Below are 22,527 nucleotides of genomic sequence, written 5' to 3' on the forward strand. Positions count from 1 at the left end.
GAATGGCATGATAAACGTTTCGGGGCTTTATAAAAGATATCATAATCATCAAGATAGTAGTTGGGTTTTAGAAGACGTCAATTTGTTGTTTCCTAAGAATGTAAGCGTGGGCTTGCTCGGTAGAAATGGAGCTGGGAAGTCAACGTTACTACGACTCATTGCAGGGATGGATAGCCCTAGCAGAGGGCGCATAGATAGAAACGCCAAGGTCTCTTGGCCAATCGGGCTTTCGGGTGGTTTTCAGGGCAGTATGACTGGGCGGCAAAATGTGAAATTTGTTGCGCGTATGCATGGCGCAGGATCAACAGTAAGCCGAATAATTAAAGAAGTAGAGGATTTTGCTGAAATCGGGGGAAGCTTTGATGATCCCGTTAAAACATACTCATCTGGCATGAAGTCGAGACTAGCATTTGGTTTGTCTTTAGCGTTTGATTTTGATGTTTATCTGTCGGATGAGGCCACTTCAGTAGGCGATAGGCAATTCAAAGAAAAAGCAAAGCAAGCTTTTAGAGAAAGGATTAATAAGTCAAGCCTGATAATGGAGTCTGTCGCACAGCGAAGGGATTTTGAAAGACTTGTGCCAAGCTGGAGTAGTGGTTGATAATGGTAAGGCTGAATGGCACGACAGTATCGATGATGCCATTAAGAGATATCATGAGCTAGCTCCGACGTCGCGAAAGTAAAATGCTTAAATGTTTATAATGGTCTTGCCAGATGAAGCTTAAAAAATTGCTGTTGACCCAGGCGCATTGGGTTGTATGTGCTGCTATCGATATTCTGCGCAACAGTTTACTGGGGCTGGTGGGCAACTGATCGATACGTATCCCATGCTGATGTGTCTTGCAGAGTCCCGAGATCGCAGCCCAAGTCTAGATTTTAATAGCCTTTTATTGGCGGGAGCACAAATACATCAGATATGCTTTTGCTTAGGGCGTATTTGAGATCCACCGATATGCTATCGTATTTAACTAAGCATGCTGGCTTTAGAGAGCACTACTCAAATGCAGTGCTGATTATTTTTCGAGGTTAAGTGACAAAGATGCACCATTGGAAAAATTACACAGGTACTATTGATAGGGTTTCTGTAGAGTTAGATGATTATGCCGGCTTGCTAACTATTGATGTCGAAGCATTTACCCCTCAGAAAGCTAAGCACTAGCTGAGATGCTTATCTCCAAGGCGAAACGCCATATGAACGATATGGGCAGACGCTTAGCAGAGGAACAAGTTAAATTTCTGGACGGTCAAGTTTGATGCTGATGAAAATAGATATAACCAAGCTCGGGGGAAAGTCTCGTCAATTATCAAAATAATCATGTTTAGTGTCTCCTAGTGGTACAATTGATAGTGTGAGTTCTGTAGTGGCTAGTCTCGAAGGCGAGCTGGCAAAGCTCAAAGCACCAGAAAAGTGCGTTGTTAAGTTTCCAAAGCAAGCAGTCTTCGGAAGTAGTTAGAGTTGACAGTCAGATCCAAGCCGTTGAAAAGCAAATCAAACAAGAGCGAGAAAGGCTGGCAATGGAAGCCGGAGGTGCCCTTAATTCAATTTCTAGTGAGTATAGAGCTTTAGAGCTTCAGGCAAAATTTGCAGAGGAGGCTTATCAAGGTGCGATGGGAGCATTGGAAAATACCAGGATAGAGGCAGCAAGAAAGTTGAAGCAATTGTCAATATTACAGTCACCCACCACCCCTGAGTACGCTGAAAAGCCCGATAGAATTTACGACATCACCGTATTCATCATACTTGCTTTATTCTTCACATTAATCGTCAATATGCTTATTTTGATTGTAAAGGATCATCGCGATTAAGTTCTTCGGGTTCTTCGGGTTCTTCGGGTTCTTCGGGTTCTTCGGGTTCTTCGGATCATAAGGTGTCTTGGGGGCTAACATGACGCATGATAAGGAAGTTTTTTTGAATAATGATGTCGCGGAATTTGATTACAATAGGAAAAGATTTTCTAGACTTAGTCGAAAATTTCGTGGTAGAAGGCGTTTTTCGAAAGAAGAAAAGGCCCTCGAATATCCCTTTGACCTTTTGGATCCTGAGCAAGTTATAGGAAAGGACTCTGGTTTTGAGGGGCTTTTTTTAGTTGGTAGGAGTTGGGAAACCTCAATAAAGCCAATTTGCGTTTTAATTGGGTGTAATTATTGGAAGCTGGGTTTCTTGGCTAGCTATTTGAGCGGCTACCGATGTGCATTTTTGCCGAGAAAAAAAACAGGCTTCGATGCTATAAAAATTTTACGCAAGTTAAGAATAAAGCCTGCAATATATGTTGTGTGGGGGAAGACCGAAAGTCCGATACTTCGTTCTTATTTAAGCTTTCTTAAAGCAGAAGTTTGGCGCACTGAAGATGGCTTTCTCAGATCTGCCGATCTTGGTGCGTCGCATGCAACACCATACTCTTTGGTTTTCGATAAAAAAGAAATTTACTATGATGCCTCCAAGCAAACAGAGATAGAGAGTATCCTACAGAATTTTGATTCAAGTAAAATTCAAAATTTTAACGAAAGGTCTGACTTGGGTCTTTCGTTGATACTTGATTCTAGGCTTTCAAAGTATAATCTACCCGAGCAAAAAGGTGAGGAAGATAAAAGTTTTGGTAAAAAAGTAGTCGTTCTTGGTCAAGTGGATAATGATGCTTCAATAAAATATGGAAACCCAGATGGATGGTCGACGTTCGATTTGATAAAGCTGGCGAGCTACGAAAATCTGGGTTGTGAAGTTTTGTATCGCCCGCATCCTGAAGTATATAAAGGCTATCAAAAAAGCTCGATAGTATCTGAGAGAATTGAAAGATATGCAAAACTTGTTTCTCCTGAGACTAGTTTAGTAGATACCTTGCAGTCTGCCTCTCGCGTTTATACGATTTCGTCCTTAAGTGGGTTGGAAGCGCTGATTAGAGGTAAGGAAGTTGTCGTTGTTGGTAGTCCTTTTTACGCAGGGTGGGGGCTGACTGATGATAGGTCAATTAATGTCAGAAGGTCTCGTAAGCTCACATTAAGCGAGCTTTTTTATGCCACATATATATCTTATCCAAAGTATTTGACTAACCTGCAAGATCCCTTTTTAGGCTTTTGGTCTGCTGCGTTCAAGATAAAGTCAGATAAGAAGCTGCTGACTTTTAATACGGTTAAGAAGCAGCTAGCGAACGCGGGAAAAAATAGCGGAGAGCCCTTTGATTATCTTTTTTATAAAGACTCCTTTGTTTGGCCTCTCGTGCTCAGTAGTTTTTCGGCAGACCAGTCGAGAGAAGAGTCTAACTTCGTGATCAGCGTGGATCACGGTAGGCAAATGGCTAATGTTAAGGGCGCTGTGTATAGGTCCTCACTGCCATATATTGTTCTTGGTCTTCTTTCGAGTGATAAGGCTAAAGAGCGCTATTTGAACAGCATTATTCTAAGTAAGCATTTCTCATACCATGAGTCTAATAAGCTTCTTCTAAGCTTACAGAAGAGCATGCCTGGCAGGTATCTCGTTAAGCCTTGGTCTTCTCTGGTGCTGTCTTATAGTTCTGAGAATGGCCTTGACCTACCATCTGAAATCTTACCGAGCTCTTTATCTACAATTAACTCTTCATTCTCCGATCAGGAATTAAAAGAAGCTCCTTCTGACATCGAATTACAGATGGCATATCTTGAATATAAGCTAGAGAATAGGGAGCTTGATGGGCTGGCTTCTGATGCTGCCGAAATATGTCTGCATTATCAAGATATTTCGCGAGTTTTAAAGCTGTTGATAGTTTATAGCGAGCTAATTTTTGATTATGCGTCTATGAAGAGCTTTTCCGAGCTGCTCTTTGGTCTTAATCTGCATTACGCGAACAAGCTTTCGGTTTCCACTCTTTTTAAGTCGAATTATTCTCAGAATTCTCTTGGCCGAACAGCTGCTCTTGACATACTAGTTGATTATGTAAACCACAAGCCGGATAGTATTGCAAGCGCTCTATCTCATATAGATAAGTTTAAAGATGGCTTTCTCGAGGGTGATAAGGATCTATTGATCGGCGTAATAAATGCAAAATGGGCTTATGATTTTAACTTGGTGCAGGCTTATATAAATCTCGAAAGGTTTGATGAGGCCGAGTATCTTGCACGTCAATGTGCTAAGCGAGCTATAAATGGATTGCATGACACTCAGTTAGTGAAATATACGCAAGCGCTTAGTTTTAATGGTAAGTTGGAAGAAGCAATAGAGGTGATGGAAGTTAGGTGTAATTCACGCTTAACCCCTATGATCGTAGCCGAGATGATGAGATTGTATGTCATTGCTGGCAATTATGTTAAGAGCGGTCAGCTGTTGGATAAAGCTACTGCGGCAAATTTGCCTGTCGGCGATATGCATCGAAGAAAGCTTTATTTCGGTAAAAAAATGCCCAAAGAGGCTTTTGAAACCTTCTTGGACATAGGTCTTCGCAAAAAAGTTGTTAAGTATTACAAGAGCAAGTATCTAGGCTTGGATGAGGTTTTAAATCCGGGAGAAAATCTATTTCTGTTGTCGATATTCGGCCCTGGTGATGAGCTCAGGTTTGCTTCTATATACAATCAATTGATAAGCTTTCTGGGATCTGAAAGCCTGAGTGTTGCATGCAGCCCTCGTCTCCATTCTTTGTTTTCGAGATCGTTTCCTAAGCTTCATTTTGTCCCTGTCGAGAGGCCTAGGAGTGCTGATGAAATAAATATTGAGAAATACAGTCGCGTCCCAGGTTCAGATATTGTTGGTGCGGTTGATAATGCGGCGGCTGATGCGATTGACCGCGCGGATAAGGTTATGTTCGTTACGGACATGCTTCACAAGATACTATCTGGCTATGATAGCTTTAAAGGCGATTCTTATTTAATTCCTGACGCTGAATTGGTCAAAAGATTTAGGGAAAAACTCCCCTCTGACAAGTTGGTCGTTGGTATTTCGTGGCGCAGCAGCTTAGCAACTTATTCCAGGAATGAACATTATGTTACGATCTTTGAGCTTGCAGATATGCTGCGTATTCCTGGCGTTCAGTTCGTTAATTTTCAATACGATGAGTGTTCTTCGGAGCTTGAGTGGGCGGAAGTGAATTTCCCTGGAAAGATTATTGATATTGATGATGTTGATCATTACAATGATTTTGAAAGCGTTTCTGCGCTCATGTCATGCATGGATCTTGTTATTTCTCCAGCCACTACGGTTGCAGAGCTGTCGGGTGCGTTGGGTTGCCGGACTTGGCTATTTTCCAATTCTTCCGAATTGGATTGGAGGAAAAAAGACGATTACGGTACGGATGTTTGGCATGGCTCAACAAGAATAATCGATGTTGATGAGAAGGGCAATAAGTCAGCTTTGGTGAATCGATTGGTGCAGCTGCTTCGCGCAGAAGTTGAGAAAACAGAGACAGAGGAAGTTGGAAATGTTTGAAGGTTCAACAATTCTTGTGACAGGCGGTACGGGCTCGTTTGGCCATAAATTTGTCCCTATGGTGCTCGAAAAATATAACCCCCATAAGGTTATTATTTATTCTCGTGACGAGATGAAGCAGTGGGAGATGGCAAAGCTTTTCAAAGACGATAGTCGTGTGCGTTTCTTTATCGGTGATGTCAGGGACCGCGAGCGGATCTATCGGGCGCTGGATGGTGTGGACTATGTTGTCCATGCGGCCGCTACGAAGATCGTGCCCACGGCTGAATACAACCCATTCGAGTGCGTCAAAACCAATGTCATGGGCGCCATGAACCTCATTGATGCCTGCATCGATAAGGGCGTCAAGAAGGTGGTTGCGCTCTCAACCGACAAGGCGAGCAGCCCGGTAAACCTCTACGGCGCAACCAAGCTGACCTCGGACAAGTTGTTTGTCGCAGGCAACTCTTATGCCGGTGGGCACGATACTAGTTTCTCCGTAGTCCGCTACGGTAACGTCATGGGCTCCCGCGGTTCGGTTATCCCATTCTTCATGTCTGTCAAAGATAAAGGCATTTTGCCGATTACTGATCCGCGTATGACTCGCTTCATGATCTCATTGGAAGAGGGCGTCGAGCTGGTCTGGCACGCTTTTGAGGATATGGAGGGTGGTGAGATCTACGTCAAGAAGATCCCGTCGATGAAGGTGACCGATCTAGCGCGTGTCGTCGCACCTGATGCCAAGCAAGAAGTGGTTGGTATTCGGCCGGGCGAGAAACTGCACGAGCAGATGATCGGTGAAGAGGATGCTATCTACACCTACGAGTATCCTGAGCATTATAAGATTCTGCCTGCTATCAACAATTGGGACAAAGACGTCAACCGCATCAAGGATGGTGTCAAGGTCAAGGATGACTTCAACTACTCCAGCGACAATAACGCCGAGTGGATGACAGATGCGCAGTTGCAGGCGTGGATTGACCGTAACTGGGAAAAGATTGGAGCCATCTAATGATTCCTTACGGTCGGCAGGAGATCGATCAAACAGATATCGATTCTGTGCTCTCCGTGCTGCAGTCGGACTTTTTGACGCAGGGGCCACAGGTGCCCCTGTTCGAAAAAAATCTGGCTGAGCATGTGGGAGCTCGACATGCATTGGCGGTCAACAGCGCTACGTCAGCGCTGCATATCGCCTGCCTAGCGCTGGGCTTGGGGGAGGGGGATTGGCTCTGGACCAGCCCGGTGACCTTCGTGGCCTCTGCCAATTGCGGCCGTTACTGCGGTGCACGTGTCGATTTCGTCGATATCGACCCTAGAACCTACAACCTTTGCCCCAAGGCGCTGGAGGCCAAACTGCTAGAGGCAGAGCGCCAGGGGCGCTTGCCCAAGGTGCTGGTCGCCGTGCATCTGTGCGGCCAGCCCTGCGAGATGCAGACGATCCATGCGCTGAGTAAGCGCTTTGGCTTTCGGATCATCGAAGATGCTTCGCATGCGGTGGGTGGCAAATATCAGGAGGAGTTCATCGGCAGCGGTCGCTACAGCGATATCACCGTGTTCAGCTTTCATCCCGTCAAGATCATTACCACCGCGGAAGGTGGTATGGCGCTGACCAACGACGATACTCTCGCCGAAAAAATGTCGCTGCTGCGCAGCCACGGCATCACGCGTGATCCAGCTGTCATGACCCATGAAGCCGACGGGCCCTGGTACTATCAGCAGATCGCGCTGGGCTTCAACTACCGTATGACCGAGCTGCAGGCCGCGCTGGGTGTCTCCCAGGTCGAGCGGCTTGATCACTATGTGGCTGAGCGGCACCGCCTGGCGGCGCGCTACGACGCTGCGCTGGCCGAGTTGCCGGTGGTGACACCCTGGCAGCATCCGGATAGCTACTCCGGGCGCCATCTTTATGTCATCCGGCTCGAGCTGGAGCGAATCTCGGCCTCTCATCGCGAGGTGTTCGAAGCACTGCGCTCACGTGGTATCGGTGTCAATCTGCACTACATACCGGTGCACACTCAGCCCTATTACCGAGCGCTCGGGTTTAGTGACGGAGCCTTCCCTCAGGCAGAGCGCTACTACGCCGAGGCGATCAGTCTGCCTCTGTTCCCAAGCCTGAGTGAGTCTCAGCAGGACGAGGTGATTCGCGTGCTATCCGAGGTGCTGGTGTGATGCGGCTGGCAGTGATCCCCGCGCGGGGTGCAAGCGGATTCCGCGCAAGAATAAAAGCCTTCTGCGGTAAACCGATGATCGCCTGGTCCATCCAGGCGGCGCTGGCGAGCCGCTGTTTCGATCGCGTTATCGTCTCGACCGACGATGACGAGATCGCCGCAGTGGCCAGGGAATGGGGGGCGGAGACACCCTTCACGCGCCCGGCGGCGCTATCGGATGATCATACCGGTACGTTACCGGTCATCGCCCACGCCATTACGGAGATTCAACAGGCGGGAGTCTCTCTCGAGGCGGTCTGCTGCCTCTACGCCACGGCCCCCTTTGCTTCTGCCGACGACCTGATCTCGGGGCTCGATCGCCTCGAGGGAGGGACGTCGACTATGCCTTTTCGGTGACTAGCTACGCCTTCCCGATTCAGCGGGCGCTACGCATGACGCCCGAAGGGCGGGTGGCCATGTTCGAGCCGGAACGCTTCAACACCCGTTCCCAGGATCTGGAAGAGGCGTGGCACGACGCCGGTCAGTTCTACTGGGGCCGCCCGGAGGCCTGGCTGGCAGGCCGGCCGCTGTTCTCGGCGCGTGCGGTGCCGGTCAAGCTGCCTCGTCATCGGGTGCAGGATATTGATACGCCGGAAGATTGGCAGCGCGCCGAATGGTTGTTCAAGGCTTGGAAGGCTGCATCGGGAGAGAATGTCTGATGGCGTGTGTGGCTTTTCGCGTCGATGCCTCGGTGGAGATTGGTACCGGGCACGTCATGCGTTGCCTGACGCTGGCGACGGCGCTGCGTGAGCATCACGCGGTGCGATGCTATTTCTTGTGTCGCGAACTTCCCGGGCATTTGATCGCACGCATCGAAGCCGAGGGGTTCGAGGTCTTGCGGCTAGCGGCACCCTCGGCAGCAGAGACATCGCACTCGGGTCAGGATGCAGACGAGACCGCCCATGCGGCCTGGTTGGGCGTCGACTGGTCGCAGGATGCCCGCGAGAGCGCGGACCTGCTCGCGCCACTCGAGCCCGATTGGCTGGTGTTGGATCATTATGCCCTGGATGCGCGCTGGGAGGCGGCCGTGCTTCCATCGGGCGTGCGGCTGCTGGTCATCGATGATCTCGCAGACCGTGAGCACATCGCCGATCTGCTGTTGGATCAGAACCTAGGCAGGTTGGCAGAGGATTACGCGGACCTGGTGCCGGCAAGCTGCCGGCTGATGATTGGCCCGGATTACGCGCTGCTGCGCCCGGAGTTTGCCGAGTGGCGTCGGCCGAGTCTGGAAAGGCGCGATAGCCAGCCAGGGCTGTCTCAGTTGCTGATTAGCTTGGGTGGGGTAGATAAAGACAATGTCACTGCTGAGGTACTGGGGGTTTTGCGCGATGCCGAGCTGCCAGGAGCGTGCCGGATCACGGTAGTGATGGGGGCCACCGCGCCATGGATCGAGGCGGTGAAGCGTGTAGCGGAAACCCTCGAACAGCCCACCGAGGTCGTTACCAACGTCAGTGATATGGCGCGACGTATGGCTGAGGCGGATCTGGCGATCGGCGCGGCGGGCAGTACCTCATGGGAGCGTTGCTGTCTGGGCCTGCCGACCCTGATGCTGGTATTGGCCGAAAATCAGCGCGATATCGCTGCCAATCTCGAATTTCGGGGAGCGTCCATGACTCTTGATCGGGAGGCACTGAAAGATAATATGATCGATGCAATTTCCGAAATTAAAAATATCCAGCGTCTTTCTAGCCTTAGTGTCTGCGCTCGTGAGCTGACAGGCGGGCTCGGGGCATCTCGAATAGCTCGCGAGTTGACTCAAGCAAGTTGAGGAACATCAATGCTTACAAAGATCCGACCTATCCGGCGTGAGGATCTTTCTTCCGTCCTATCTTGGCGTAATCATCCAGATGTGCGTCAGTACATGTATACGCAGCAGGAAATCGCCTGGGAAGAGCATCTCGCTTGGTTCGAAAGCGTTTGTGCTAGAGATAATTCGTATGTGATGATTTTTGAGAATGATGGCATTCCTTCTGGCGTGCTCAATATTAATATTGTTTCTAAAAGTGATAAAAGGGCCGAGTGGGGGTTCTACCTTTCTCCTATGGCTGCTAAGGGCAGTGGTTCCCTTCTGGGGAGTCAAGCATGTGAGTTTGTTTGAGTCTTTAGGTTTACATAAGCTCTGCGGAGAGGTGCTGGCATATAATCACCGGTCGATAAAATTTCACGAGCGGTTGGGCTTCAAGCAAGAAGCAATATTGCGTGAGCATCACTGCGATGGAAGTCGTTACCATGATGTCATTGGCTTCGGTCTACTGGCTGCTGAATGGAAGGTGCAGAGGAGAACTTAAGTAATGCAGACTCCCTTTATTGAAATAGCAGGTCGGCGCATCAGTGTGGATGATCCGCCCTATATTATTGCTGAGTTGTCAGCCAACCATAATGGCAACATAGAGAATGCATTTCGTATCCTCGACGAAGCCAAAAAAGCAGGCGCTGACGCTGTCAAGCTCCAAACTTATCGCCCGGACACCATACTCTCGATAGTGATAATGAAGAGTTTATCATCAAGGGTGGCTTATGGGACGGACGCAAGCTATATGAGCTTTATGAAGAAGCTCATATGCCATGGGATTGGCACAAGCCTCTGTTCGAGCGCGCGCGGGAGCTAGGCATCACAATTTTTAGCTCTCCTTTCGATGCCACTGCGGTCGATTTATTAGAAGAGCTTGGAGCCCCGGCATACAAGATCGCCTCGTTCGAAGCTATCGATATTCCACTGATCGAGTATGTGGCGAGCAAAGGCAAGCCGATGATTATCTCCACCGGCATGGCTGATGCGGAGGAAATTCAGGAGGCGATAGAGGCTGCTCAAGGAGCCGGTTGCATACAACTGGCCATACTGCATTGTGTCAGCGGTTATCCGGCGCCTGCAGAGGACTATAATCTTCGCACTATATCGACATGATTGAGCGCTTTGGTGTGGTTACCGGGATCTCAGATCACACGATCGATAACACCACAGCGGTAACCAGTATTGCACTAGGTGCGAGTATTGTTGAGAAGCATGTCACATTGGACCGTAATGGTGGTGGGCCAGACGATAGCTTTTCTCTGGAACCTACCGAGCTAAAGGCGCTTTGTCGCGATACAAAAACCGCTTGGAAAGCGATGGGTAGAGTCGACTATGGTCGCAAATCGAGCGAGCAGGGCAATGTTCAGTTTCGGCGATCTCTGTATTTTGTTAAAGCATTGAAGTCCGGCGATCTTATTACCGAGGATGCAGTTCGTAGCGTAAGGCCTGGTTATGGAATGGCACCAAAGCATCTTAAGTCTATTTTGGGGAAAAGGGTTAGAGATGATGTTGCTGCCAATTCACCAGTAGTCGATTCCTTGATTGATTGATCGTGGCCGGGGCGATGGAGGTTGCTCCGGCTATAACGTCTTTAAGTTGTGTTTGTGATCTTCGGATTTCCCAATCCTGCTTTCTTTTGGATATGTCTGTGATGTAGGTTTGCTGTTGATGGCTTAGGTGCTGGATATGTCGTTGCAATAAAGATGATTATTGTCAAATAAGGTTAAAGGTTTCGTGATGTCCACTCGTGTTTCGTTCGGTGATGGTGAGCCGATGACAGCTCGTTCTCTTGAACTCGCTAAAGGTGTTTTTGAGGACCAGTCACGTGCACTGAGCCATATCGGGCACTCTCTCAGCGATGGGTTTCTGGATGCCGTAGAGCTAATTTATACCTGCACCGGCAAGGTGATAATTTCCGGTATGGGAAAGTCGGGAATCATTGGTCGCAAGATCGCTGCAACGCTGGCTTCTACTGGCAGCCCTAGCTTCTTTGTTCATCCTGGCGAGGCGTATCATGGCGACCTGGGAATGATCGGCGGTGACGACTTGGTCATTCTGATCTCCTACAGTGGCGAAACTGATGAAGTAATCAAACTATTGCCCTATCTGCGTCATATTCAGGCGCGCAGCGTAGCGATTACTGGCAACCCGGCATCCACATTGGCTACCAGTGCGGATGTGCATCTGGATGTTTCCGTCGAACGAGAAGCTTGCCCGAACAACTTGGCGCCTACCACATCGACCACGGCCACCTTGGTTATGGGGGATGCGCTGGCCGTGGCATTGATGAGCCGCCGCGCGTTCATGCCGGTCGATTTTGCGCGCTTCCACCCAGGTGGGTCACTCGGACGCAAGCTATTGACTAAGGCCAGTGACGTGATGCACCAGGTGCCGTCTCTAGCGCGAACGTCACCGTTCGCTGAGGTGGTGCATGAGATCAGCGAAGGCGAGCAGGAATTACCTGCGTTATAGATTGCCGGGAAACTGATCGGCGTAGTCACGGATGGTGATCTGCGGCGTGCCATTGAAAAGAGGGGCAAACCGAGGATCTGACCGCCAATGACATCATGGGCACCATGCCTGTGGCCGTTTCCGCCGATGCTAACCTCTTCGACTGCGAACATCTGATGCGTGGGCGTAAGTTGACCTCTTTGATCGTGGCCGAAGAAGGTTATCCCATTGGTGTGGTAAAGAGCTTTGACGCTTAATTTCTCCTAGCCATCGTGTGGCTTTTACCAATTTTCTATAACTATTGGCTTGTGGTGAGCTATATTTTAGAAGCTTATAATTGATGGTTGGAGATGTTGGGGCCTTAATTTCCTTGCGTTCTAAGCTGCCATTACCGAATGTGTCTGAAGGCTACAATGCCTATAGGTTGCTATGATTTTTCTTGACGGTATTGCCAAATTCAAAGTTCTGCCATGTCTTTCATTCAGATAGCTTTCAAAGCTTTGTAAATAGCGTCAGTTATTCCTAGATGATGAGTGCGGCTAAGAAAATAGCATCCGATGAACCTTGGGATACGTCGAGCCGCTACTTCCGCCGTCTCAGTCTAAGAGGGTTTTTACAAAAACAATAGTTGCTTGAGAACGTGGAAGCTTACGACTCAAGGTGAGCTCCCTTGTCGAAAGGGGGGCGCCTCAGGAAATTTGGCGAAGTGAAAAAAGATCCTCTCCGCCAGTTGGTTGCGTAAAATTCGCTATCCACACTGAGCGAACTGACGGAGGCTTTTTGCCAGCAAACGGGCCTCTTCTTCCATCACATGACCGTCCGCAGGCGCCTAGAGGAGATGGGTTTTCAGCGTCAGCGGGCAACACCTCCTTCGCGCCAAAGCGAGCCAGAGCGGCGTTATGGCTACCAACCTGACCATCGTCGCCAACCCCCGGAACAGCGCTACCCTAGCTCGCTGACCGATGAGGAATGGTGCATCGTGGCAGTAAGCCCTGCGCGGTACGCCGCCTCGCTACTCTCGGCGTCTGTTGGTCGATACGTGCCGTTATATGTCCGCAGTGGCTATTCGTGGCGCATGGCTGCCTCGGGATTTCCCGCGCTGATAGAACGTTTATCGGTTATTCCGTCGCTGTAGCCAACAGAGCAAATTCGAACAGATGCATGACCGATTACGCGCAATGGCGGGCACGTGAAGGGTGTGACCCGATGACCAGCGCTGTTGTTCTGGATGCTCAATTGACGCGAAGTTCACCGCAGGGTGGGCCAAGTGGCTACGATGCGGGGAAGAAGATCAAGGGTCGCAAGCGCCATGTGTTGGTCGATATTCTGGGACTGGTGCTCGCTGTGAACGTGACTGTCGCTAGTGGTCAGGACCGTGAATGGGCTCACCCGGTCATGGCCAACGGACTGGACAAGTACGCCGGATTATACACGGTGTTCGTGGATGCCCGCTATGCCGGGAGCTTCGCCCAGATGATCCACCAACAGAATGGCGTGACGGTCAAAGTCGTGCGCTACCCTGCTAATGCCAACGTCGGCCGCTGGTGTCTCCCGGATCAGGACGACCTCTTTACGCGCCAGCCAGATGCCTAGGGCTTCCTGGTGCTGCCGAAGCGCTGGGTGGCTGAACGCACCCATGCGTGGATCGAAAAGGCACGTCGGCTGGTGATGAACCATGACCGACGTGTTGAGATATCGGAGGCGTGGGTCTGGTTGGCAGCGGGGCGTCATTTGCTCAACTGATTGACCCTCGGAGCCTAATGATTTGTAAACATTCTCTTAACAACACCATGATTTTTGAATGAAATTGAGTGCGGTTTCTTAAGGATTTTACCTTGCTTTCGATGCGCGGTTATTAGGTGTTGCAGAGAGTAAATCTAAGGCTGGTTGTTAGTAATTTGGATGATTAGAATGAGTAGGTTGACCAAGCTGTTTAAGCATCCTGTTAAGTTTTTCAAGGATGCCGCAAAAAAGAAGAGAGAGTTGGCAAGGCTGGCGAAAATCAAAGCTCCTGTTTTTGCTTTCAGAATTCACCACTGGAAACGCTCTACGATAGAAGCATGGCTGCCCGATAAAACTCTCATCTACGTGCCGTTCAAGACTAAAAGCGTTGACCTTAAGAAAAAGTGGTTGCCTCTCATCGAAAAAACTGCTGGGGCGGAAATTCTAGTTTGGGGGATGAACCTGCCTCCCGAGATCAGCCATACCACAAAGCCTATCCGGTTTGTTGAGGACGGTTTTATTAGGTCCATAGGGCTTGGTTCTAAGCATGTCCCCCCGCTTTCATTGAACTTTGACTATAAGACAGCATATTTTGATGCTCGCAAAGAATCTGACTTGGAATACTTGCTCTCCACGTACGATTTTTCTAGCGATCCTAATCTTATTGAGCGGGCTCGCAAAAATATCGTAGACATCGTCTCTCACGGATTGAGTAAGTATAACAGCGCCAGACGGATTGATACGCGAAAGATATATCCTGCTAAAAAAGACCGGAAGAGAATTTTGGTTGTGGGGCAGGTAGAAGACGATGCATCAATTATTTATGGTTGTGATGTTCGTTGGACTAATAATGATGTTGTAAAGCTTGCGGTCTTTGAAAACCCTGACGCCGAGGTTCATTATAAGCCACATCCTGATGTTTTTGCACGGTAAAAGAAAAGAAAGGCAATCTCTAACCTTGAGGAAGTGCAAGGGCTTTGTTACGTTATAACGGAGAATATAGCCCTTGCAATGTGCTTGAAACTATAGACCACGTCTATACGATCACTTCCCAGGTCGGCATTGAAGCGTTGATAAGAAAGATAAGAGTGACGACTATCGGTGCCCGTTCTATGCCGGCTGGGGGCTTACTGACGATAGGCAGGAAAACACTCGACGTAAACGTAAGCTGACCATCGAGGAACTTTTTGCAGGCGCCTATATTCTCTATCCGGAGTATTTCGATCCCATCTATAAGAAGCCAGCAACAATCGAAAGCACAATTGCTGCTATCAGGCAGTTGCTGGAAAAAAGAATCGGAAATAGAGGTGGAGCGTTATGCCGGCGCTGTCTCGATAAATAGAGAGAGTGATCAGTCTGCTGCTGGCTCAGGATGATTCAGCTCCATATAGAATTCCTGATTGGTACAAGCCAGGCATTGGTTCTGAGTTGAATCAGGCTGCAAAGATGGAAAGCCTGTCTACTTTTATATCCCTTGGGGATGTGACGGTCTGATTCGATCATTGGTAGTATCCGGTGTCATGAGTACGAAGTCTTGCCTGTGGAGTTTTTTCCGATTGCTGGCAATGATAAAGAAAAAGCAATTGATTTTATCGACGCCAACCCCGTTTTGTATAGAAAAATGGTTGTCGGGAGTTTGACGCCTTTTTGCAATAATGTTGCTGGCATTATTTTTGCATCTGATTGTGCGCCGCCTATGAGGATTATATCCCACGTTTGCCGCGAATTAGACATCCCTAGAATCTTGATTCCCTATGAATCTGCTCCTTTAGATGACGGTGTATATTACAGGGATGCTCGAACGTTGGTTTCATTCCCATCTGCGGATGTCGTTCTAGGATGGGATGATCGCCAGAAAGAAGTCTTTACCAAACGCGGGTATCCTGAGGCTCAATTCCTCAGTGTGGGTAGTCTCTCATTGGATGAATATGTTAACTATGATGCAAGGTTATCCCGGCAGCAGTTTTCCAGGCTGTTTGGATTGGAGCCCGAGAAAAAGATAATTTTGCTCGTCATCCAGTCATTGATGCTGTCATCAAGGACAGGTGCAGCATTTGCTGCTCAGAAAGATGCAGTTCTTGATATGGTGGAGCTATCTCGACTATTGGGAATGCAGCTGCTGATTAGGCTGCCACGCTTCGCAGATAACGTGATGGACTCCGATATGCTAGCGGTGTTGAACGACGCTGATCATGTGGCTACCGATGATTCCACTTTCTGTATGGTGTCTTTTGAAGAAGCGGTGTTTCACTCGGACTTTGTCTCGTCAATTGGTGGAGGCGGGGTAGCAGAAGCCAAACTAATGGGTAAGGCGACGCTTTCCCTGGAATACTTTGACTTCACTAGAAACTGGGCATCGGTAGATACAGCTGTGGTTCGCAATAGAAGTGAGCTGGCTGAGTCTCTTGATAAATTTTTGTCGTATGAAAGTCTTTGTGAAGTCGAAGAGGTTGGCAATTCTACAGCTCTACTAACTCCTGATTGTGCAGATGGGTTGGCCTCATCAAGGATACAGGCTTTGTTGAAAGAAAACGCCTTTGGCGGCGACCTTTGGGCGAAGCCAAGGGGTCCCTTCGAATTGATGTTGAAAAAGCAGGCTATAGATGTCGTCGCCATACCTTCTAGCAAAGCTGTGCTGGAGAGTGTTCAGGTTTACGTGAAAGATATGCTTGTTGCAAATTCCCTAATCAGCTCCAAGGGTGATATAAACACCATTGCTGATCTTGTTGCCGTAGACGTGTTCGTGCAGTGGGGGATTTCAGATAGCAAAAGTAAGAAGCATCAAAGGTCTATTGCCAAGCAATTGGGTAGAAAAGTAGTTTATATAGAAGACGGGTTTATCAGATCCTCATCGATTGGTCTTTCTGGCGAGGCCGGCTTGTCTCTTGTGATTGATGATCTGACTGCTCACTATGATGCTGTTAGGCCATCGAGGATGGAGCTCATTCTACAGCACGGGCCGGTCATTGATGATGCTGGTAAGCAACGTGCCAGTGATGCTATTGAGCTTATAAAAAACACACGGATATCCAAGTATAACCACGCGCCGGACGTTGAAGTTTCCATTGGGAGTCCTAGTCGTCGTAAGATTTTGGTTGTTGATCAGCGATATGGAGACCAATCTGTAGTGTCCGGTCTGGGGAGCGTTCAAGTTTTCAGGCAAATGCTTGAAGATGCTGTCGCAGATAATCCCGACGCCGATATTCTTGTGAAAAGACATCCTGATGCCATTGGGGGAAGTAAATCAAGCTACTACAGTGACGAAAACATCAGTGCTGAGATGTGCGCTGATAATATCTATTTGATAGACTTCGATGTTAACCCATTCAGGCTCTTGGAGCTGGCTTCTGATGTGTACGTCGTTACATCAGGTATGGGGTTTGAAGCATTGATGGCAGGTAAGACTGTTCACTGTTATGGCGTTCCTTTTTACTCTGGCTGGGGACTGACGAAAGATCGAGTATCCCTCGATCGACGCTCACGCGTCAGATCGCTAGAAGAGATATTCTATGTCTCTTATATTCAGCTTTCTCGTTATTATAGCCCCGTTCTCGGTCGCGCCTGTGAGCTTGAAGACATCTTGGACTATTTCTCACTCGTGGGGCGCCAATGTGCCTTTTCAGAAAAATGCACTTCGCTATATGCGTGACACTGCATATGTTTTTGGCGATGCGTTGACGCAGATGTGCCGTTTTATAAGCTGTCTCGGTAAGGACTTGTTTGTCCTTCGGTTTGAATGATTTGGATAATATGGCTGGCTTTATCAGTTGCCACTGAGGGTTGATAGTATGAAATCCTGGACTCGGTATCCGATCTGGCTCGGTGAGTTGTTCACCGGCGCCAAGTCGTTCAAGGGCAATCCGGTGCTCGGCAGCGAGCGGCTCAACCGCTGGGGCTTGCACGCGGCCAGGGTGTGGCTGGCTTACTGGATCTCGCGCCTGCGCATGGCGATGTTCGCGCCCGGCGTGCCCAAGGCGGATCGGATCGCGTTCCAGCGCCAGGGCTATGTACTCAAGGAGAACTACCTGCCGCCGGCGCAGTTCGAGTCGCTGGTGGCAGCGGTGCGCGCCTACGAGGGCGAAATCCGCGAGTGCTGCCAGGGCGATACCGACACCCACCGTATCCTGCTGGCGCCGGAGGTGGTCGCGCAGTTGCCGGAGGTGAAAGCGGTACTGGAAGACCCGGCCTTGAAGCGGCTATTCCGCTACTGCGCAGGGCACGCGCGCCTGCCGATCTGCCATATCGAGAACGTGCACAATGGAGATCGCCCCGAGAAGCACAAGCGCGACCCGCAGAAGAACCTGCACGTGGATACCTTCCAGCCGACCATGAAGTTCTGGCTCTACCTGGAAGATGTCACCGACCACAATGGGCCTTTCGTGTTCGTGCCGGGTTCGAACCGGCCGCACCGGGAGCGGCTGAAGTGGGAGTATGAGATGAGCGTGCGTGCGCGCCAACACGCGGATAGCTACACCGCGCGCGGTTCGTTCCGGGTCAGTGCCGAAGAGGCGCAGCGCCTGGGCCATGGCGGCCCGCAGGCGTTCCGGGTCAAGGGCAATACGCTGCTGATCGCCAATACCTTTGGCGTTCATGCGCGGGGTGAGGCCGAACCCGGCAGCTCGCGCCTGGCATTGTGGGGCATGAGCCGAACCAATCCCTTCGTACCGCTGCCTGGGCTGGGGTTCGGCTACTTCAATCGGCTGCAGTATCGCGTGCTCCAGCGCATGCGCCTGAAAGAGGATGCCCGGGCCGCAGCCAAGGGGGGGCGCTCTTCGTGGCATGTGATTCCGCGCAAGCGTATTTGAGGTTTTGCTCGCCCGCCGTTGGGGTGGGGCAGCAGTAAAGATCATCGGCAGAGCGTCGAGAGAGCCTTTCACGACCGGGGAAACCCGGCACCGGAAAGGCTCTTTTTCGTTCGGCGTTCCGATTGTTCGCGAGCAAAGCTCGCCCCTCAACGGCTCATCCGCACGGGCATACATTCCACTCCAATTGCATACAAATCTAGCTTGCATGTAAATTCTTCCGTATTGAGTGGTTTTTGTATGGATGCTATCATTTTGGTGTCTACGGGGCTCGGGTAGTGTCCGATACGACTCTTCCCGGTTTGAGCGATGGCGAGATGAAAGCGAGGAGCGAGTTATGATCCAGACAATACTGGTGCTGGCGGTGATCTTTATCGGGGTGGCATTCGCCGTCTATCAGGTTTACGACATTTACTACGCGCAGAACGTCGGCGATGACGAAGCGTTGGCGGTGCGTGAAGAGGCGAGCCGTACTTCCGCGGCAGAGAGCGCGTTTGCGGCGCTGCGCGGGGTCTTTCCCGAGCGGTTGGTGAGCGCGGCACAGCGTGACGAGACGCTGTCACGCAACCCCGAGCCGCTGCTGCGCCGGCGCAAGAGCATCGTGCTGGAGCAGGGGGTGAAGATTCGCTATCTGTCGCTGTGGACCGGCCGTCCGGTGGCCCATGACTGGCGCAAGGCCCTGTTGATCGTGGTGCTGGTCGACTGCCTGATCGCCATGTTTCTGGGCGGCCTGAGCCTTTATACCGTTGCCTACGAAGTGCCCGGCGCTACCTTTGCCTGGATGAACGATCCGGTGGTGATCCTGGTGCTACTGGTGCTGGTGATCCTGTTGACCCACGCGGTGGCCAAGCTGGATCTCTACCTGCACGATCTCTATCGCATTGGCCGTCTCAACCGGTATCTCGCCTGATGCCGGTCTGGGCCGAGGACGCCATGCCGTGGCTGCCGCGACTCTCGCTGGCGACGCGACCGCTCTATCGCGCCATTGCCGATGCGATTGCCGAGGATATCGCCAGCGGCCGCCTGGCGCCGAACCAGCAGTTGCCGACCCAGCGCCATCGCCGAGCATCTGGGGATCAACTTCACCACCGTGACCCGTGCCTATAACGAGGCGCGGGAGCGTGGCCTGATCGAAGCTCGGGTGGGCAGTGGCAGCTACGTGCGTGGTGAGCCGCGGCCCCCCAAGATGACTACGCCGCTGCCTCCGCCGGAAGTTCGGCGCGGTGCGGACATGAGCATGAACCTGCCGCCGGAACCGGCGGACACTGCTCTGGCAGCGCAGATGCAGGCTGGTCTGGCGGCCCTGCAGCCGCGCCTGCCCGAGCTGCTGCGCTACCAGGAGTTCGGCGGCTCGATACGTGACCGCGAGGCCGGCGCGAACTGGCTATCGCGACACTGGCCGGAAGTGCCCGTTACCAGGCTGCAGGTCTGCTCCGGCGCCCAGAGCGCGCTGCTCTCCATTCTGACGCTGTTGAAGGCGACCGAGCCGGATGCCGTGGTGTGCTGTGCCGCGCTCACCTATCCCGGTCTACGCGCCGTGGCCGGGCAGCTGGGTATCCGACTGGTCGGATTGCCGGTCGACGAGGCGGGGATCGACCCCGAAGCTTTCGCTGCGGCCTGTGCACGCTATTCGCCACGCGCGCTTTATTGCAATCCGACGCTGCACAACCCCACCACCTATACGATGCCGCCTGCCCGGCGCGAGGCGATCGCCGAGGTGGCGCGGCATTACCAGGTGCCGATCATCGAGGACGACGCTTACGCCGCGCTACCGCGCCAGCCGGTGGCACCGTTGGCAAGCTATGCGCCGGAGCTGACCTACTATATGCCGGGCTGGCCAAGTGTCTGGGCGCGGGCCTGCGGCTGGCCTATGTGGTGGCGCCGGGGCAGGCCGAGTCACGGCGCCTGGCCGGCGCCCTGCGCGCGACCACGGTGATGGCGTCACCCGTGAGTGCGGCGCTGGCCACCGAGTGGATCGAGAGTGGCGTCGGCGCGCGCTGGCTGGAGGCGATACGCAACGAAACGCGTGCCCGCTACGCGCTGGTCGGCGAGTGGCTACCCCAAGGCAGCTTCCGCGGGCAACCGGACGCCTTCCATATCTGGATACCCCTGGCATCGCACTGGAGCCGCGCGGCCTTTGCTCATCGTCTGGGCAGCTTCGATATCAGCGTTGTGCCGAGTGATGCCTTCACCGTCTCCGGGCAGGCCCCGGAAGCGGTGCGTGTCTGCCTGGGTGGCACCATCAGCCGCGAGTCGCTGGCGGTGGCACTGGGTGATATTGCCCAGACACTGCAGAGCCGCCCGGATCAGCATATCGGGGTGATATGACACCCCGATCTCGCTAGCGCTGTGCGTTTCAGACGCACTCAGTAATTTCTCGTACTTTCCCCTGTAGTCACTTCAAGCACCTAGAGGCGATAGGCCAGGGTCGCTTGCAGCTTGCGATAGCGGGTGTCGCTGCTGCCGACCACGGCGACGCCGGCAAAGTCGACGTTCCAGCGCTGCCCCAGCTCATGCGAGAGTCCCAACTTCAACTGCTCGCGGCTGGGGTCGTCCTCTTCGATGAGGTTGACCCGGCTGTCCACGTGGGCGGTGATGTTGTGATAGTGCAGGGCGCTGGCGTAGAGCTGTCCGTGGGGTAGATCGTAGCCCAGCTTGAACCCGCCGAAGAGCTCGCCGAGCTCGACCCCGTAATCGCTCTGGGTGCCCAGATAGCGCCCCTGCAGCTTGTCGTTGAGATAGGCGCCGCCGGCGGTCACCCCGATCTGCCCCGGGCCAGACGCGGCAGATAATAGGTCGTCGAGCCACGCGCGCCCCAGCGCTCGCCGTCGAGATTGACGTCGCCGTCCAGATAGCGGTTGCGACTGCGGCCATCCAGCGACTGATAGAGTCCGACCGCATCGAACACCCAGCGGCCATCGTCGACGGCCACAGCGGCGTAGGGGGCGATCACGTCGCCGCCCAGATCGGCACGCGCGACCTGGTTGCGGGTAGTGATATCGACCGAGCTGTGCCCGGCAGCGAGCCCCAGTAGCCAGCCGTTGCGTTTCCAGTCGACGCCAACGAACGCGGCCTTGCCGTCGCCGTCATAGGCGGTGGTGTTGGCACGCCCCTCCAGGTCGCTCGCTTCGCTCGCCACCCAAACGTTGAAGCCATGCCCGGCGGCGAATCGCTGCCCCTGGCTTGGCGCGGGCGTGCGGCCGGGTTGCATGGCGCTGTCGATCTGACTGGAGAGAATGCCGAAGTTCTGCGCCATCGCCTGCTTCTGGGCGCCGCGTAGCGCCATGTCGGTATCCAGCATCCCCAGGCGGGCGGCGAGTTGCAGCAGGCGTTTTGACGAGAGGGCTTTGAGCGACTGGCCATCGACCAGTGGATTGCCGTTGGCGTCCAGCAGGGTGATCGGCGTCGACCCCTTGAAATCGTCCAGCGTCTGGCCCTCGGGGAGAACCAGCGTGACCGGCTGACCGTTGAGGGTGGCGGATAGACGGTTGGCGCTGGCGAGCGAATCGGGCGCCCCCTCCCAGCTCAAGGTCAGTGGCCGTGAGTCGACCACGCTGGAGATCGAGTAGACCGCCGCTTGATCGCCCTTGTCGTACCCGGTCTCGATGCTTGCGGCGGTGGTGGAAAAGTCGACCGTGTTGCCGTCGACGTCCAGTGTCACGCGGTCGCCCTTGATCAGGTCGGCTAGCGAGGTCTGGCCATCGGGTGAGCTGATGGTGAACTCGCGGCCGTTGTTCAACTTCAGGCTGGCCCGGGTGTCGTTCTTCGAGATGTCACCCTGAGTCTGCGCATCGGGCAGCGCCTGGCCGAGTTGAATCAGCTCGGCCAGGCCGAAGCCGGCGGCGGCCACGGTGGGGCAGACAGTAAGCGCGCTCAGGCCGAGCACGGCCGCCTTGAGGTCGATCCGCATAGATTGTGTTCTCTGCTGGTGTCTATGAGTTTTGTCATCGGCAAATAGCGGTGAAAGTTCAGACTACCGGGTGATAAATAAAATAAAAATCTAATATGTGTGTTTGAAACGATGGCAGGGGGATCGGGTCTTCATGCGGCAAGGTGGCTGTGGCGAGACGCAGGGATGCTTCGTCCAGGAGCGAAGCTCGCGCCTACAGGTGGTCTGTTCTGGCAGATGGCGGCGCGTGACGCACCGTTAGAGTAGCGACCGCGGCAGGGCGCCGCGGTCATAGG

23 protein-coding genes and 1 pseudogene are annotated in these 22,527 nt (G+C 52.4%); 22 read left to right on the plus strand and 2 right to left on the minus strand.

The window, feature by feature from the left end:
* Positions 1 to 7 precede the first annotated feature (7 nt).
* The 22 genes and pseudogenes from CN538_RS15470 to CN538_RS21290 all read left to right on the plus strand — a co-directional run bounded on the left by CN538_RS15470 (position 8) and on the right by CN538_RS21290 (position 20,670).
* Positions 8 to 601, plus strand: a complete 594-nt coding sequence (locus CN538_RS15470) for an ABC transporter ATP-binding protein (RefSeq protein ID WP_242495226.1) — start codon at positions 8 to 10, stop codon at positions 599 to 601.
* An 812-nt stretch (positions 602 to 1,413) separates the two neighbouring features.
* Entirely contained in the window at positions 1,414 to 1,806 is a 393-nt protein-coding gene (locus CN538_RS23280) for a hypothetical protein (RefSeq protein ID WP_242495228.1), read from the plus strand.
* Positions 1,807 to 1,885: 79 nt separating this feature from the next.
* A complete protein-coding gene (locus CN538_RS15480; RefSeq protein ID WP_106420023.1) occupies positions 1,886 to 5,389 on the plus strand; it encodes a capsular polysaccharide export protein, LipB/KpsS family in 3,504 nt (1,167 codons plus the stop codon).
* Positions 5,382 to 6,380, plus strand: a complete 999-nt coding sequence (pseB, locus tag CN538_RS15485; RefSeq protein ID WP_106420024.1) for a UDP-N-acetylglucosamine 4,6-dehydratase (inverting) — start codon at positions 5,382 to 5,384, stop codon at positions 6,378 to 6,380. The genes CN538_RS15480 and pseB overlap by 8 nt, the downstream gene beginning before the upstream one ends.
* Positions 6,380 to 7,537, plus strand: a complete 1,158-nt coding sequence (gene pseC, locus CN538_RS15490; protein ID WP_106420025.1) for a UDP-4-amino-4,6-dideoxy-N-acetyl-beta-L-altrosamine transaminase — start codon at positions 6,380 to 6,382, stop codon at positions 7,535 to 7,537. Before pseB ends, pseC begins: the two co-directional genes overlap by 1 nt.
* Positions 7,537 to 7,932, plus strand: a complete 396-nt coding sequence (locus CN538_RS23285; RefSeq protein ID WP_242495229.1) for an acylneuraminate cytidylyltransferase family protein — start codon at positions 7,537 to 7,539, stop codon at positions 7,930 to 7,932. The genes pseC and CN538_RS23285 overlap by 1 nt, the downstream gene beginning before the upstream one ends.
* A gap of 35 nt (positions 7,933 to 7,967) precedes the next feature.
* Positions 7,968 to 8,234 carry a glycosyltransferase family protein gene (locus tag CN538_RS23290; protein ID WP_242495231.1) on the plus strand — a complete coding sequence of 89 codons (267 nt, stop codon included), beginning with the start codon at positions 7,968 to 7,970 and terminating at the stop codon, positions 8,232 to 8,234.
* Complete coding sequence (gene pseG, locus CN538_RS15500; RefSeq protein ID WP_207233525.1) at positions 8,234 to 9,343, plus strand: UDP-2,4-diacetamido-2,4,6-trideoxy-beta-L-altropyranose hydrolase; 1,110 nt, start codon at positions 8,234 to 8,236, stop codon at positions 9,341 to 9,343. The genes CN538_RS23290 and pseG overlap by 1 nt, the downstream gene beginning before the upstream one ends.
* A gap of 9 nt (positions 9,344 to 9,352) precedes the next feature.
* Complete coding sequence (locus CN538_RS21265; protein WP_207233526.1) at positions 9,353 to 9,673, plus strand: GNAT family N-acetyltransferase; 321 nt, start codon at positions 9,353 to 9,355, stop codon at positions 9,671 to 9,673.
* 193 nt (positions 9,674 to 9,866) lie between these two features.
* A pseudogene (pseI, locus tag CN538_RS15510) lies at positions 9,867 to 10,635 on the plus strand (pseudaminic acid synthase); the annotation flags it as partial.
* A gap of 48 nt (positions 10,636 to 10,683) precedes the next feature.
* A complete protein-coding gene (locus CN538_RS23295; protein WP_242495801.1) occupies positions 10,684 to 10,917 on the plus strand; it encodes an SAF domain-containing protein in 234 nt (77 codons plus the stop codon).
* Positions 10,918 to 11,104: 187 nt separating this feature from the next.
* Positions 11,105 to 11,839, plus strand: a complete 735-nt coding sequence (locus tag CN538_RS15515) for a KpsF/GutQ family sugar-phosphate isomerase (protein WP_207233527.1) — start codon at positions 11,105 to 11,107, stop codon at positions 11,837 to 11,839.
* 104 nt (positions 11,840 to 11,943) lie between these two features.
* Positions 11,944 to 12,075 (plus strand): CBS domain-containing protein, encoded by a 132-nt coding sequence (locus tag CN538_RS26445; protein WP_422917588.1) that lies wholly within the window; start codon positions 11,944 to 11,946, stop codon positions 12,073 to 12,075.
* Positions 12,076 to 12,979: 904 nt separating this feature from the next.
* Positions 12,980 to 13,411 carry a transposase gene (locus tag CN538_RS21270; protein ID WP_207233528.1) on the plus strand — a complete coding sequence of 144 codons (432 nt, stop codon included), beginning with the start codon at positions 12,980 to 12,982 and terminating at the stop codon, positions 13,409 to 13,411.
* Between the two features lie 327 nt (positions 13,412 to 13,738).
* Entirely contained in the window at positions 13,739 to 14,473 is a 735-nt protein-coding gene (locus CN538_RS24600) for a capsular polysaccharide export protein, LipB/KpsS family (protein ID WP_164999628.1), read from the plus strand.
* A 44-nt stretch (positions 14,474 to 14,517) separates the two neighbouring features.
* On the plus strand, positions 14,518 to 14,712 hold the full coding sequence (locus tag CN538_RS26450; RefSeq protein WP_129591389.1) for a capsular polysaccharide export protein, LipB/KpsS family: 195 nt from the start codon (positions 14,518 to 14,520) through the stop codon (positions 14,710 to 14,712).
* A gap of 368 nt (positions 14,713 to 15,080) precedes the next feature.
* The gene (locus CN538_RS15530; RefSeq protein WP_106420027.1) at positions 15,081 to 17,189 is read left to right on the plus strand and encodes a capsular polysaccharide export protein, LipB/KpsS family; all 2,109 of its coding nucleotides are present in this window, start codon (positions 15,081 to 15,083) and stop codon (positions 17,187 to 17,189) included.
* 139 nt (positions 17,190 to 17,328) lie between these two features.
* Positions 17,329 to 18,345: a phytanoyl-CoA dioxygenase family protein gene (locus tag CN538_RS15535; RefSeq protein WP_106420028.1), complete on the plus strand. Its 1,017-nt coding sequence runs from the start codon at positions 17,329 to 17,331 to the stop codon at positions 18,343 to 18,345.
* A 334-nt stretch (positions 18,346 to 18,679) separates the two neighbouring features.
* Positions 18,680 to 19,252, plus strand: coding sequence for a hypothetical protein (locus CN538_RS15540; protein WP_106420029.1), 573 nt, complete (start codon positions 18,680 to 18,682; stop codon positions 19,250 to 19,252).
* Positions 19,252 to 19,449 carry a GntR family transcriptional regulator gene (locus tag CN538_RS21280; protein ID WP_207233530.1) on the plus strand — a complete coding sequence of 66 codons (198 nt, stop codon included), beginning with the start codon at positions 19,252 to 19,254 and terminating at the stop codon, positions 19,447 to 19,449. Before CN538_RS15540 ends, CN538_RS21280 begins: the two co-directional genes overlap by 1 nt.
* Positions 19,433 to 20,278: an aminotransferase class I/II-fold pyridoxal phosphate-dependent enzyme gene (locus CN538_RS21285; protein WP_207233531.1), complete on the plus strand. Its 846-nt coding sequence runs from the start codon at positions 19,433 to 19,435 to the stop codon at positions 20,276 to 20,278. The genes CN538_RS21280 and CN538_RS21285 overlap by 17 nt, the downstream gene beginning before the upstream one ends.
* 11 nt (positions 20,279 to 20,289) lie before the next feature.
* Complete coding sequence (locus CN538_RS21290; protein WP_207233532.1) at positions 20,290 to 20,670, plus strand: aminotransferase-like domain-containing protein; 381 nt, start codon at positions 20,290 to 20,292, stop codon at positions 20,668 to 20,670.
* An 80-nt stretch (positions 20,671 to 20,750) separates the two neighbouring features.
* Here CN538_RS21290 and CN538_RS15550 read toward each other — a convergent pair whose 3' ends face one another.
* Together CN538_RS15550 and CN538_RS15555 are read right to left on the minus strand one after the other, a co-directional pair.
* Positions 20,751 to 21,101: a hypothetical protein gene (locus tag CN538_RS15550; protein ID WP_106420030.1), complete on the minus strand. Its 351-nt coding sequence runs from the start codon at positions 21,099 to 21,101 to the stop codon at positions 20,751 to 20,753.
* Positions 21,098 to 22,252, minus strand: a complete 1,155-nt coding sequence (locus tag CN538_RS15555; protein ID WP_106420031.1) for an autotransporter outer membrane beta-barrel domain-containing protein — start codon at positions 22,250 to 22,252, stop codon at positions 21,098 to 21,100. Before CN538_RS15555 ends, CN538_RS15550 begins: the two co-directional genes overlap by 4 nt.
* Positions 22,253 to 22,527 lie beyond the last annotated feature (275 nt).

It is taken from the genome of Salinicola tamaricis (genome assembly GCF_003006155.1).
GTDB lineage: Bacteria > Pseudomonadota > Gammaproteobacteria > Pseudomonadales > Halomonadaceae > Salinicola > Salinicola tamaricis.